At 67.4% G+C, this 12,240-nt stretch carries 13 protein-coding genes; 2 read left to right on the top strand and 11 right to left on the bottom strand.

Annotated elements, in window-relative coordinates:
- Positions 1 to 59 precede the first annotated feature (59 nt).
- From ACWRN3_RS10190 to ACWRN3_RS10160, 7 genes are all read right to left on the bottom strand, one after another.
- On the bottom strand, positions 60 to 872 hold the full coding sequence (locus ACWRN3_RS10190) for an LCP family protein (RefSeq protein ID WP_476740568.1): 813 nt from the start codon (positions 870 to 872) through the stop codon (positions 60 to 62).
- Between the two features lie 363 nt (positions 873 to 1,235).
- Positions 1,236 to 2,381, bottom strand: a complete 1,146-nt coding sequence (locus ACWRN3_RS10185) for an LCP family protein (protein WP_476740567.1) — start codon at positions 2,379 to 2,381, stop codon at positions 1,236 to 1,238.
- 127 nt (positions 2,382 to 2,508) lie between these two features.
- Entirely contained in the window at positions 2,509 to 3,273 is a 765-nt protein-coding gene (locus ACWRN3_RS10180; protein ID WP_476740566.1) for an arsenate reductase/protein-tyrosine-phosphatase family protein, read from the bottom strand.
- 141 nt (positions 3,274 to 3,414) lie between these two features.
- A complete protein-coding gene (locus ACWRN3_RS10175) occupies positions 3,415 to 4,047 on the bottom strand; it encodes a DUF305 domain-containing protein (protein WP_476740565.1) in 633 nt (210 codons plus the stop codon).
- Between the two features lie 55 nt (positions 4,048 to 4,102).
- Positions 4,103 to 4,573, bottom strand: a complete 471-nt coding sequence (locus tag ACWRN3_RS10170) for a hypothetical protein (protein ID WP_476740564.1) — start codon at positions 4,571 to 4,573, stop codon at positions 4,103 to 4,105.
- Positions 4,574 to 4,605: 32 nt separating this feature from the next.
- A complete protein-coding gene (locus ACWRN3_RS10165; protein ID WP_476740563.1) occupies positions 4,606 to 6,756 on the bottom strand; it encodes a heavy metal translocating P-type ATPase in 2,151 nt (716 codons plus the stop codon).
- 81 nt (positions 6,757 to 6,837) lie between these two features.
- The gene (locus tag ACWRN3_RS10160; RefSeq protein ID WP_476740562.1) at positions 6,838 to 7,194 is read right to left on the bottom strand and encodes a heavy-metal-associated domain-containing protein; all 357 of its coding nucleotides are present in this window, start codon (positions 7,192 to 7,194) and stop codon (positions 6,838 to 6,840) included.
- 270 nt (positions 7,195 to 7,464) lie between these two features.
- Between ACWRN3_RS10160 and ACWRN3_RS10155 the strand changes: the two genes are divergently transcribed.
- Positions 7,465 to 8,145, top strand: a complete 681-nt coding sequence (locus ACWRN3_RS10155; RefSeq protein WP_476740561.1) for a PAS and ANTAR domain-containing protein — start codon at positions 7,465 to 7,467, stop codon at positions 8,143 to 8,145.
- Here the strand turns inward: ACWRN3_RS10155 and ACWRN3_RS10150 are convergent.
- Genes ACWRN3_RS10150 through ACWRN3_RS10140 form a run of 3 tightly spaced genes read right to left on the bottom strand, consistent with a single transcriptional unit; the run spans position 8,142 to position 10,309 of the window.
- Positions 8,142 to 8,759 (bottom strand): hypothetical protein, encoded by a 618-nt coding sequence (locus tag ACWRN3_RS10150; RefSeq protein WP_476740560.1) that lies wholly within the window; start codon positions 8,757 to 8,759, stop codon positions 8,142 to 8,144. The two genes, ACWRN3_RS10155 and ACWRN3_RS10150, sit on opposite strands and share 4 nt — an antisense overlap.
- A 52-nt stretch (positions 8,760 to 8,811) precedes the next feature.
- Positions 8,812 to 9,513 (bottom strand): sortase domain-containing protein, encoded by a 702-nt coding sequence (locus tag ACWRN3_RS10145; RefSeq protein WP_476740559.1) that lies wholly within the window; start codon positions 9,511 to 9,513, stop codon positions 8,812 to 8,814.
- 22 nt (positions 9,514 to 9,535) lie between these two features.
- Positions 9,536 to 10,309 (bottom strand): hypothetical protein, encoded by a 774-nt coding sequence (locus ACWRN3_RS10140; protein WP_476740558.1) that lies wholly within the window; start codon positions 10,307 to 10,309, stop codon positions 9,536 to 9,538.
- A gap of 234 nt (positions 10,310 to 10,543) precedes the next feature.
- Here ACWRN3_RS10140 and nhaA point away from each other — a divergent pair, with 234 nt between their 5' ends.
- On the top strand, positions 10,544 to 11,896 hold the full coding sequence (gene nhaA / locus ACWRN3_RS10135; RefSeq protein WP_476740557.1) for a Na+/H+ antiporter NhaA: 1,353 nt from the start codon (positions 10,544 to 10,546) through the stop codon (positions 11,894 to 11,896).
- A gap of 10 nt (positions 11,897 to 11,906) precedes the next feature.
- Here nhaA and ACWRN3_RS10130 read toward each other — a convergent pair whose 3' ends face one another.
- Positions 11,907 to 12,167: a hypothetical protein gene (locus ACWRN3_RS10130; protein WP_255173141.1), complete on the bottom strand. Its 261-nt coding sequence runs from the start codon at positions 12,165 to 12,167 to the stop codon at positions 11,907 to 11,909.
- Between the last annotated feature and the right edge of the window lie 73 nt (positions 12,168 to 12,240).

Raw genomic sequence — 12,240 nt, 5'->3', positions numbered from 1 at the left:
GTGGGCCGCGGAAAGCAATTTGCGCCGCGAAATCTTATATGGGCGTCACCAGGGCCCCGCTACGGCTTCGCGAAGTCCGCGATCCGGCCCTCCCGCAGGGCCGCGCCCACCGCCGCGATGCCTCCGTAGTCCGGGAACAGCACGGACTGCCCGGCCACGAAGCCGGAGCCCGTTGTCGGAAGCGTCATGGTACCGATGGCGTTCACGTCCAGGTTCCGCAGGCCGTAAGCCAGGATTGCGGCCTGGACGGGATCGAAGCCTTTGTCCACGGTGAGGCAACACGAGGCAAAGTCCACCAGCGAACGGACGGCGTTGACGTCATTCAGGGCTCCGCCGCCCGTGAGCCGCGCCAGGATCGCGCGGAGCATGATTTGCTGGTCGCGGACCCGCTGGAAGTCGCCGTCGGAAAAGGCATAGCGCTCGCGGGAGAACTCCAGGGCGGCCTGGCCATCGAGGTGGTTCACCCCGGCGGTGAAGACGTGTTGGGTTTCGACGGAGGCCTGGAAGGCCATCGGCACGTTGACGTCGATGCCGCCCAGGCCGTCCACCAGGAGTTTAAACCCGCCAAAGTCCAGCATCAGGGTGTGGTCGATGGTAATTCCCAGCAGTTGCTGGACCGTGGCGGTTTCCATGTCGATCCCGCCGTATTGCAGCGCGGCGTTGATTTTGGCGCTGCCGTAGCCGGGGATGTCCACCCAGTTGTCGCGGTTGATGGAGATGAGGTATAGGCTTCGCCGGTCGGCAGGGACGTGGACCACCATGAGGGTGTCTGCCCGCTGGTCCTGAGGTTCGCCGGTGGCTGCCGTATGGGCTGCGGCGTCGCGTGCCGGGGTGCCGCCGCGGATGTCGCTCCCGATGACCAGGATGTTCATGGAGGTTCCCGGCAGTTCCGGAATCGGGGCAGGCGGGGGAGGGGGAGCAGGAGCCGGTGGGGGCGTTTCGGATGGTGTAGGTGTAGCCGTAGGCGTGGAACTGGGCGACTCGGTTTGGGTGGCTGCAGGCTGCGCTCCTTTGTCGGCACGGTTCAGGCTGAAGACCGCGATGCCAGCCGCTACTACTAGCGCCAGCACCACTATTGCCGCCACCCAACGGCGGCGCCCCAAGGCAATCAGCCAGGCGGGCTGGTGGGTGGATTTGCCGGTGGGCCGGGAACCGGAGTCTTCGGGCCCGGCTCCGGATGGATCAGAACTGCCTGGGATGCTCAAGACGCCTCCACCTCTTTGTGACTGGTCGGATCAGTGTCCGTCCCGAAGGGGCCAGTTGGCTACGAAGTTTGCCAAACTGTCACCTGCCAGTGCTTCGCCGAGATCTTTGATTGCCATTTGGTTCGGAAGGACGATGGATTGGCCGTCCGGGGAGGTTCCAACCCCAAGGGTGGGAAGGGTGAACATCTCCATGTCACCGGCACGAACGTTGCGCAGTTCAAGGGCGAGGTTGCCCAGCGCCGCTGAATTGAGTCCGCTGTCCACGCTGATGAACGGTGCCATTGCAGTGACCACGTTGTGCACCTTTACAGGGTTCAGAAGCGTTTCAGGGCTGAGGTTCTTGGCGAAGAGCGCCCGCACGAAAACCTGCTGGTTGCGCACACGCTGGTAATCGCCGTCCGTGAAGGCATAACGCTCGCGCACGAATTCGAGGGCGTGCTTGCCGTCGAGCAGGTTGCGTCCCTGCTGGTAGGAGAATTTGTCGTGCGCGGAAACGAAGGACTGGGGAATGTTGACCTCTACCCCGCCAAGGGCATTGGTAAGCCCAACAAAACCCTCAAAATCAACCATAGCCACGTGGTCCACGCGCTCGTTGAACATCGATTCCACTGTCTGCACCATCAGGGGCACACCCCCGTAGGCGAGAGCGGCATTGATTTTTGCCCTGCCATGGCCCGGGATGTCCACCCATAGGTCCCGCATCAGTGAGACTGCGAATATTTGGGAGCGGTCGCCCGGGATGTGAACCAACATGAGGGTATCGGCGCGCTGATCCGAGCTGCTGCCGGTCACCGCGGTGTCAGCCGTCGCCCCGCGGCTGTCGCTGCCCATCACCAGGATGTTCAGTGCCTTACCGCTGGCAGCTTCAGGCGGTGCGGCGGCTGCGGGGCCCGCAGCCGGGCCGCTGCCGGCACCTTCAGCTCCCATTACCCCGGCCGGTGTAACCGAGCGGAGCTGCGGGCGGTCGGACTCGGACGGGAAGGGATTGTCGATGACCTTGGCCTGTGAATCGTAGGCACGGCCGAGGCTGAACAGGTAGGCGCCGGCTGCGGCGGGTATCACGATCGCCACGGCCAGCAGCACCAGCAGCGTGGTTCGCAAGGGGTGCCGACGGCGTCTGGACCGGTCAGCAACAGGGATGTCGCGGGGATTCCGAAGCTTCGCCTGGGTGCTCATTTCGGAAAATTAGCACCGGGAAAAACGCCTTACATCGGGGGAATCCACAGAAAAACCGCACTCTTGCCCCACTGCCGCCGGCAGGCCTGAAGTCGGGACGGCGGATAGGTAGCGAGCCGCCACTCCTCTACGGGTGGCCCTGGGGCCGCGCGGCGTCCGGGCCAATGGGTGCGTTGAGGCGGGCGTGGCGCAGGATGGAGATGATCGCGGGGGCCAGCTGGTCTTCCATCTCCCGGTAGACCTCCGGCGCACGGCGGTACGGGTCCACGATGTCGTTATCCGATGCGTCCGCCGGGAGCGAGAGGTGACGCACCCCGGCGGCCCGCGCCGGCAACCCCCGCCACAAGGCGGCGTTGGCAGCGAGCCCAGCATCGGCGTCAGACCCTTGCGTGCCGGACCCGGCGTCCCGGGAAGACGCGTCGAGGGAGGATACGACGGCGGCGGGCTGGCTGCCTGCAGCAGCCGCCGGCTGGCTGCCTGCAGGAGCCGCCCGCTGGCTGTCCCCGGCAGCCGCCCGCTGGTCGAGGACGTCGACCATGCGGGCAAACTCGCGGATGGTGAACGTCCGCTTCAGCAGGGAGGCGTCCAGCTGGAGGACCTCTCCGCGGTGCCCTGAGGTCATGGTGAGCACCAGGTCCACGCCGCGCAGGATCTTCGGCGTGAGCTGCCGCGCCGCGAACCCTTCCGGGTCCCCGCCAAAGGTCCGCACGATGTCCGCCGAAGTGGGCTGCATGGGCTCGCCCACCAGCGCCCGGGTTCCTGCACTGGCCACCTGGAAACCACCCGGTACCACCTGGTCCAGCCCCGCCTGCAGCAGCCTCTCGGCCACGGGCGACCGGCAGATGTTCCCGGTACAGACAGTCAGGATTCGTACTGGCGCGGAAGTGTCCAAGGAGATGTTCTCTTTTCCCAGCTGGTGCCGGACCCGCTCGGGCCCGTGCCTTTCAACTTAACACGCAACGGCGCGGCGGCGGCCTCCCGAAGCCGGGGACCGCCGCCGCGCCGTCCATTCCGCTGGTCCGCGGACGGGCGGCTACAGCGCAGCCAGCAGCTGCTTCATCTGGGTGATCTCCGCCTGCTGGGCGTCCACGATGTCATGGCCCAGCTTTACCGCTTCCGGGGACTTGCCGGCGCTGATCTCCTGCTGTGCCATGTCGATGGCGCCCTCGTGGTGGCCGATCATCTGCTCCAGGAACAGCTTCGCGGCCTCGGTCCCGCTGGCGGACTTGAGCTTGTCGATGCCGGCATCGTCCACCATCCCGGTCATGCCGTGACCGGAGTGGTCACTCATGGCGGTGGGCGCGCCCCAGCCCGACAGCCAGCCGGTCATCTGCTCGATCTCCGGTGCCTGTGCCCCCTTGATCCTGGTGGCCAGCGCGGTCACCTCCGCCGGCACATCGGACTTGGCCAGGATGATGTTGCTCATCTCCACCGCCTGCGAGTGGTGGGGGATCATCATCTGGGCAAACATGATGTCCGCCTGGTTACGGTCGGCGGCGGCGCTGGGCATGCTGCCGGCGCTGGGCATGCTGCTGGACATGGCGCCGGAGCTGCCGTGGTCCATGGGCATGCTGCTGCCGGAGCCGGCGTTGGCGGCGCACCCGGCGAGGCTGAGAGAAGCTGCCAGGGCAGCAGCAATGGAAAGGGTCTTGAAAGTGGTGTTCATGGTTGTCCTTCAGGGATGGAGTGGAACTGGGCCGTGATGGGAGGCGCAGTCCGGTTTACGTCCGGCTGATGGACAGGTCGCAGGGCGTGGGGCTGGGCGGCAGGTAGTCGTAAGCCGCGCCGGGCCTGCTGGCTGACGGCAGCAGCGGCAGGACGGCCAGGGTTGCCTGTGGCGGGGAAAGGGTGACAGTGCCGCTGGGCGCCGATGGGACGCAGGGCGCCCCCGGTTCCTGTGCCCCGGGGCAGGAACCACCGCATGCCGAAGAGGCAAGCTCCTGCATGTCCGCGGCGGAGGCGGCCGGCGTGTGGCCGGCATGATCAGGACCGGCAGAATGCGCGACGACGGTATGCCCGGCAGCTGCCGAATGCGGCATCGGGCCCGGGGCCCTTTCGCCCTGCGATACTGCCCCGTGCGAGGCGTGCCCGGAAGTCAGCACGTGCATGCCCAGCAGCCCTGCGATGACGGCAAGGGCGGCGGCGAACAGCCAGGCTCGGCGGAGGAGGGACGCCACGGCTCGGGTGGTCATGGCGGTCCCTCCTTCCAATCGGTCTGCAGTGCTCAACGTGCCTCGGACGGGTTCAGTTTCAGGCGCCGGAGCAGCTGGGCGTTCAGGGCCACCACCACGGTGGAGGCGGACATCAGCACCGCACCGGCCGCGGGGGAGAGGACCACCCCGGCGAAGGCCAGCACGCCGGCGGCCAGTGGCACGGACAGGACGTTGTAGCCGGTGGCCCACACCAGGTTCTGCCACATCTTCCGGTAGCTGGCGCGGGACAGGTCCAGCATGGACAGGACGGCACGCGGATCGTTTCCGGCCAGCACCACACCGGCGGATTCCACCGCGACGTCGGTTCCGGCGCCGATGGCGATGCCCACCTCGGCCCTTGCCAGGGCAGGGGAGTCGTTGACGCCGTCGCCCACCATGGCCACCTTCAGCCCGCGGGACTGCAGCTCCGCCACCTTCTTGTCCTTGTCGGCGGGCAGGACCTCGGCGAACACCTCATCGATGTCCAAGTCCGCCGCCACGGCCTGCGCCACCTGGTGCGCGTCCCCGGTGACCATGGCCACCTTGATGCCGCGCCGCTGCAGGGCCGAGACGGCCTGCCGTGACTCCGGCCGCACCGCATCCTCCATGCTCACGGCACCCAGGACAGTGCCGCCGTCGACCACGTGCAGCACGGCGGCGCCGCGGTCCATCCATGCCCGGGTGCTGCGCGCCAGCGCGTCGGGTTCGACGACGCCGAGTTCGCGCAGGAGCGCCGGCCCGCCCACGTACACCGTACGGCCGTCCACGCTGGCCCGGACGCCGCGGCCGGTCAGCGAGGCGAAGCCGGTGGCTTCGGGCAGTGCCAGGTTCCGTGCCCTGGCGGCCCGCACGATGGCCTTGGCGACAGGGTGCTCGCTGTCGGACTCCACCGCGGCGGCAAGGGCCAGTACGGCGTCGGCGTCCGCTCCGTCAGCTACGGCAACGTCCTTCAGTTCCGGTTCACCGGTGGTCAGCGTGCCGGTCTTGTCGAACAGGACCACGTCGATGGTGCGCATGCGCTCCAGGGCCATCCGGTTCTTGATCAGCACCCCGGCACGGGCGGCCTGTTCCGTGGAAATGGCGATCACCAGTGGGATGGCCAGCCCAAGGGCGTGCGGGCAGGCGATCACCAGCACCGTGACGGTGCGGGTGACGGCGTCAGGGACGCTTCCCAGCAGCGTCCAGGCGATGAAGGTCAGGACGCCGGCGCCGGCGGCAAAGTAGAAGAGGAACGCGGCGGCGCGGTCTGCCAGGGCCTGGGCCCGTGAGGACGAGGCCTGTGCTTCCTCCACCAGGCGCTGGATCCCGGCCAGTGCGGTCTGGTCCCCAACGGCGGTGACCCGGACGCGGACGCTGCTGTCCGTCGCCACCGTTCCTGCCACCACCGTGTCCCCTGCGCCGCGGGCCACGGTCTTCGATTCGCCGGTGATCATGGACTCGTCGAATTCGGCCTGCCCCTCCACCACGCTGCCATCGGCCGGCATGCGGGCGCCGGGGCGGACCAGGACCAGGTCCCCGGGGCTGAGTTCAGACACGGGAACGGTTTCGGTGCCGGTGTCCGTGATGCGTTCAGCCTCGTCCGGCAGCAGCGCGGCCAGGGCATCGAGCGCGCCCTGCGCGGACCCGAGCGCACGCATCTCAATCCAGTGGCCCAGCAGCATGATGGCCACCAGCAGCGCCAGCTCCCACCAGAAGTCCAGGTCGAAGCCGCCGATCCCCAGGCTGGTGACCCAGGACGCGGCGAACGCCACGGTGATGGCCATGGCGATCAGCAGCATCATTCCCGGCGTGCGGTCTTTCAGCTCCTGCAGGCCGCCCTTGAGGAACGGCTGGCCGCCGTAGAAGAAGATGACGGTGCCCAGGACGGGCGGAATCCAGGCCGAACCGGGGAACTCCGGCGGCATGTAGCCCAGGAGGTGGCCCATCATGGGGCTGAAGTAGACCACCGGAACGGCCAAGGCCAGGGTCAGCCAGAACCTGTTCTTGAACATGGCGGTGCTGTGCCCGGCGTGCTGGCCGTGGGTGTGGACGGTGTGGTCGTCGTCGCCGTGGGTGCCGTGCTCTGCGTGTCCGGCGTGTTGTGGATGTGCGGCACCGTGGGCCGGGGGCTCGGTAAGCGTGCCGCTGGGCGGCTGGTGGTCGTCCGGAACGCCCTCATTATGCATATCGTGATGGTCGTGCATTACTCCTCCTTCGGAGGCAGTCGCTGCCCGTCAATACCGGGGCTGCGGAAAATGTAGGGCCGCGCCCAAAGCGCGGCTGTCTCAGGCCAGGGTGTAACCGGCGTCAGTTACGGCCTGGCGGATGTCGGCGGCAGGTGCCGAGCCGGTGACGGCCAGCCGCGAGCTGCCGCCGGGCACCAGGTCCACCGAGGCCGAGGTCACGCCCGGAAGGGCAGACACTGCGGTTTCGACGGACCGGACGCAGTGCCCGCATGTCATGCCCGCCACCGCGTAGTTCCGTTGGGCGGAGGAATCGGCGGCGGCATTGGCGACGCCGGCAGGGGAGTCCTGCGCGGCAGGTGCGGGCAGGGTGCTGGACGGCTGCGCAGCGCCGGCGGGGGCGCAGCAGCTGCAGCCGGAGGATGCGAGGGGGAGCTGGGGACGGTTCCCGGTGTTCATGTCAGTTCCAATCCGTTGAGGGAATCAAGGGGCGCTGGGGTTGAACGGCTGTGAAAGGCCGGTGCAGGCACCGGCCGGGACATACCACTTCACTGACAACACCGCCAATATACCCCCTGGGGGTATCTGAGTCAAGCGCCATAGTATATTTCCCCCGGGACTTCCATAGGACCTCCCGCACTACCTTCTGTTGTCGCGGGCGACCATACTGGAAGGAGCGAGGACAGAGCCGGCCCGCTGGGGGTTGGCGTATCCGCGGGAGGTGGACCTGTGACCGAGCTCAGCGACCTGTACACGTATTCGAGTGCCCTCGGGGACAGCGAAAGTGACGCCGGCACCTTCAGGGTGGACATCGAACCGGCAGGCCCAACCTTCCACTGGTCGGACGGGATGTACCGGCTGCACGGTTACCGCCGTGGCGAGGTCGTGCCCACGATGGAACTGCTCTTCGCCCATAAGCATCCCGATGACCGGGGGCGGTGCGAGGAAATTGTGACGCAGGTGTCCACCACCGGCGGGTTCTTCTGTATGTACCACCGGCTGGTCGACGCGCACGGCAGGACCCGTCGCGTGCTGACCTCCGGCGAGGCTTTCCTCGGCCCGGACGGGACGGTGGTGGCGCTCGAAGGCGTGACGGTGGACCTCAGCCGGACGCTGCAGCGCGAAACCGAAGAAACAGCGAAGGAGGCGGTGGCGGGGGCCACGGCAACCCGCACAGTGATTGACCAGGCCCGGGGGATCCTTATGGGCCAGCTGAAGCTTGGCTCCGATGACGCGTTCCAGATGCTGGTGAGCACCAGCAGCCACCGGAACGTCAAACTGGTGGTGGTGGCGGCGGAACTGGTGCAGCTTGCCAATTCCCCGGAGGCGCGTACCTACCTGGACCGTGCCGTGCGGGCCATCCAGCTGCACAGCCGGCCGGCCCACGCCGGAGGCCGCCGGGCCGGTTAGTGGTGCTCCACCCAGCACGCCAGGATGGTGGTGGACAGCTGATAGGCCAACTCGTTGGGGCTAATGGCATGTGGGCCCACTGCGGACGGAAGCGCGGACGCGTCCACCTGCAGCACAAAATTGTCCTTTTGGAAGACCGCGGATCCTGCGGTCTCATAAGCGGGGAATCCCAGGTTCGCCAGCCCCTCAATGGGGGTGGCATCAGTGGCCAGTGCCTGCATGGCATCAAAATATGTCCGTGCCTTCGCCTGGTCAGGAGCCTCCTGCACCGAAATTGTCAGGGCGCCCTCAGGCAGGTGATAGGTGCACGTGAAGGTGCTGTTGGCCCAGCTGCTGACGGTATGCGGATTCTGGCTAAGCGACAGGATGGTGGTGAGCCTGTCCATCGGCTGGTCGCCACACACCATCTTGGCGGCTTCGCTGGGACCTGCGGTGCTTGCTGGAGGGGAGGCAGTGGCGCTGCCGTGGTGGCCGGCATGCCCGCCCGCGGCCGGTCCCGCTGAGGCAGGAGACTCAGCCGGCGCCGACGGCCCTGTTGATCCCGCCGCTGCGGCACAACCCGAGAGCAGCAGGGACAGCGCCAGTGGCACCAGCAGGGGAACGCGGTTCTTCATGACTTATCCATCCTTGCCGTCCCGTTGTGGCGGCCGGTTGTGAGCTGTCCGTTCAGGCTTTGAGCTTGGCGAAAATAACGTAGTTGTCGTCGAAGAGGCCGGTGGCGGGGTCATAGCCGTCGCACGTGATGAGCCTCAGTTCCGGGCCTGCCGTATTTCCATAAACCTCTACCGTGGGGAAACTGTCCTTGCTGTAGAGGGCGCCGCGTTCCACTGTGAAGGTGGCCGTGCTGCCATCGGCCCGCGCGACATTGACGTCGGATCCCGGCGCGAGTTTGCGGAGGTCGGCGAAGACACCCTTGTGGCCGCCCAGGGCATTGACGTGACCCAGAATCACCGACGGGCCGCCCTCTCCCGGAGTTGGCGAGCCGTTGTACCAGCCGGCGGGGGCACCATTGCCAGTGTCCTCCGGTACCTCCAGAGACCCGTTTGTGCGCAGGCCCAGGCTGAGCAAATCGGTGCGGAGGCCAATCGACGGAATGTCCAGGACCACCGGTTCGGACCGCGGCAGGGAAGGTCCGACGGCGGCAGGTGCGGCCTCTGCCGGCGGGCCGCCGGGTGCAGACGACGGCGGCGAAGCGCCGGACACGGACGGAGCCGTGACGCTGGAGGGCGGGGTGGACGCCGAAGGGGCAGGGCCGGCGTCGGACGTTCCGGGAACGGTGCCGCAGCCGGCCAAGGTGAGCAGGAAGAGAAGCCCGGCAGCCGCCGGAGCCCTGAGGCTCCCACGGCTGCCGGAATTCAGGAAGAACACAGCGTGGTCCAGCCAGCCGGACTTAGGCTGCTGAACCGGAACCGCGGCGGCGGACCACGTAGGCCCCGCCGGCAGCCGCTGCCAGGACCAGGCCGCCGCCCAGGGCGAGGGTGCCGGCATCAACGCCGCCCGCCTGCTGGGCTACACCCGTATCGGCGCCGCCCGCCGGCATCTTCATCTGGCCGGCCTTCAGGGTGCCGCACAGGGCGGGAGAGGTGGCGGCGAGTGGGAGGCTCGGAACGAGGTCGGACTTGGCGGCCTGCCCGGCTGGGCTGAGGGTGGCGGGATCCAGCCCGTGGACAACCACCACCGCGGTGCCGGCTTCCAGCGCAGCCTTGGTCTCGGCGTTGAGGTCGAACGTGCGGTCAACGGTGTAGCTGGCTCCCTGGCCGGCGAGCTTTAGGTCAAGGCCCGCGGCGGGGCTGGTGTCGCCGCTGGTGGACAGAGTGGTCACGATCCCGCCGTAGCCCGGCGCGCCTTCGGTGGTGGAGACGACCCCGTCGCCGTCCTTGTCGGCCGACGGTGCAGGGCACGTACCCTGGGCGCCGCCGTGGATGTGCTGCACGTGCGGGTAAGGGGCGTTGTTGAAGGTCGGGGCCAGCCCGGAGACCTTAAGGACGGCGTGGGCCTGGTTGCCGGTGACATCCACGATGATGGTGCCTGAGGCCGAGCTGCCGTTGATCTGGGACAAGGTGGACTGGTAGGTGTGGTCGGCTGCGGAGGCAGGGCCACCAGAGAGGGCAAGGGCCCCCAGGGCCAGGGTGGGAACTGCGAGGAATCGAAGTGTCTTGTTCATCGGAAAGCATTCTCCTCATGCGTGTGACGGTTTGCCCCGGATGAGGGACATTAATGGTTCGGTGCCACAGGTGTTCGAGGATGGGTCTTTCTGTGAATTGCCCCACAAAAACCTGATATTTCTGCCGGAGTCGCTATTTAGGGGCCAGCTGCCACGCCCCGTAGAATGGACGAAAGGTGCGCCGGGAAGTCTGGTCGGCATGGATTTGTCGAACCCGGATTTAAGGACGCACGCATGAACACGACCCCGCCCACCCCACGCCGGAACACGTTCTTTGGCTCCACCGTCTTTTCCCGCGGCAGTTACGCCGAAGCACTGCGGATCGGTGAGATCCTCCGCAAGGAGACGGTGGGCGGCGCCCTCCTGGTGGCTGCTGCCGTTATTGCGCTCATCTGGGCCAACTCCCCGGCGTCGGACAGCTACTTTGCCCTGCGGGACTTGAAGGTGGGCTACGCACCGTGGCACCTGGAACTGAGCCTCGGGGCGTGGGCGGCGGACGGCCTCTTGGCCATCTTCTTCTTCCTGGTGGGGTTGGAGCTCAAGCGCGAATTCGTGGCCGGTGACCTGCGCCAAATCAGCAAGTCGATAGTTCCGGTGGCGGCCGCCGTGGGAGGCGTGGCCGTCCCGGCGGCGATCTACGCCGTCGTCAATCTTTCCAGTCCGGAAACGCTCCGCGGCTGGGCCATTCCCACGGCAACGGACATTGCTTTTGCCGTTGCCGTCCTGGCCATCATCGGCTCGCACCTGCCCAGCGCCCTGCGGATCTTCCTGCTGACGCTGGCCGTGGTGGATGACCTCATCGCCATCACCATCATCGCGTTCTTCTACTCCAGCGATATCCAGGCCACCCCGCTGCTCCTGGCGCTCATCCCGCTGGCCATCTACGCCTTCCTGGCCCAGAAGTACCGCCGGTTCTTCGGCCGCCACGCAGCCGCTGCCTGGCTGATCCTGCTGCCGCTGGGTGGCGTGACCTGGGCCCTGGTGCACGCGTCGGGCATCCACGCCACCGTTGCCGGCGTACTCCTGGGCTTCGCCGTTCCCGTGATCCGGTCGCAGGCCTCCGGCGGCCCCGAAGCCGGCCCCGGGCTTGCCGAGATTTTCGAGCACCGGTTCCGGCCCATCTCCGCCGGCGTGGCCGTTCCCATCTTCGCGTTCTTTTCCGCCGGCGTGGCCGTGGGCGGCTGGGAGGGCCTGGGGTCAGCACTGTCCGATCCCGTGGCGCTGGGCATCATCCTGGGCCTGGTCCTGGGCAAGCCGATCGGCATCATGGGCACCACCTGGATCCTGACCAAAGCCACCAGGGCAAGCCTGGACAGCTCCTTCAAGTGGATCGACGTGTTCGGCGTTGCGCTGCTGGCCGGGATCGGATTCACCGTCTCCCTGCTGGTGGCAGAGCTCAGCTTCGGCCACGGCAGCCCCCACGACGACCATGCCAAGGTGGGTATCCTGGCCGCCTCACTGATCGCCGCGCTGCTGGCAACGGCTGTCCTGCGCACCCGCAACCGCCAGTACCGGATCGCTGAAGAGTTGGAGCAGGTGGACTCTGACCACGACGGCGTCCCGGACGTCTACCAGGAGCGCACCTGACGCTCCCGCGCTAGGCGGTGGCGAGGGGCTTGGCCGGAGGCTGGGGTTTGGCTGAAACCTCCAGCGTGACCGGAGGGTCCACGTGGCGGATCTCCAGGGCCTCCGGGTCCAGCAGCTTGCGCGTGCCGGTCCGGGCGTCCAGGATCCAGAAGAGTTCCAGGGCCGGGACGACGTCGGTCACCCGGCCTTTGTGGAAAAGCCTGCCCCGGTGCCACGCCTCGATCTGGTCCCCGATGCGGAGCTGGGCGGTGCCAAGTCCTTGTGCCTCCATAATGGGCTGCCTCCTGCTGTTGTATCCCCGTAAGCCCAGCTTGCCGTGGACAGGTTGCCGCAGTGTTTCCGCC

It is taken from the genome of Pseudarthrobacter sp. rb (assembly GCF_056389225.1).
The sequence above is the reverse complement of the archived record's forward strand: the minus strand, read 5'-3'. Positions and strand labels throughout refer to the sequence as shown.

What these genes read in the sequence shown, in the direction of transcription:
- ACWRN3_RS10190 (WP_476740568.1), bottom strand. Translation starts at nt 872, where the DNA reads ATGAACATCCTGGTCATCGGGAGCGACATCCGCGGCGGCACCCCGGCA.
- ACWRN3_RS10150 (WP_476740560.1), bottom strand. Translation starts at nt 8,759, where the DNA reads ATGAAGAACCGCGTTCCCCTGCTGGTGCCACTGGCGCTGTCCCTGCTG.
- ACWRN3_RS10165 (WP_476740563.1), bottom strand. Translation starts at nt 6,756, where the DNA reads ATGCACGACCATCACGATATGCATAATGAGGGCGTTCCGGACGACCAC.
- ACWRN3_RS10130 (WP_255173141.1), bottom strand. Translation starts at nt 12,167, where the DNA reads ATGGAGGCACAAGGACTTGGCACCGCCCAGCTCCGCATCGGGGACCAG.
- ACWRN3_RS10175 (WP_476740565.1), bottom strand. Translation starts at nt 4,047, where the DNA reads ATGAACACCACTTTCAAGACCCTTTCCATTGCTGCTGCCCTGGCAGCT.
- ACWRN3_RS10170 (WP_476740564.1), bottom strand. Translation starts at nt 4,573, where the DNA reads ATGACCACCCGAGCCGTGGCGTCCCTCCTCCGCCGAGCCTGGCTGTTC.
- ACWRN3_RS10185 (WP_476740567.1), bottom strand. Translation starts at nt 2,381, where the DNA reads ATGAGCACCCAGGCGAAGCTTCGGAATCCCCGCGACATCCCTGTTGCT.
- ACWRN3_RS10160 (WP_476740562.1), bottom strand. Translation starts at nt 7,194, where the DNA reads ATGAACACCGGGAACCGTCCCCAGCTCCCCCTCGCATCCTCCGGCTGC.
- nhaA (WP_476740557.1), top strand. Translation starts at nt 10,544, where the DNA reads ATGAACACGACCCCGCCCACCCCACGCCGGAACACGTTCTTTGGCTCC.
- ACWRN3_RS10140 (WP_476740558.1), bottom strand. Translation starts at nt 10,309, where the DNA reads ATGAACAAGACACTTCGATTCCTCGCAGTTCCCACCCTGGCCCTGGGG.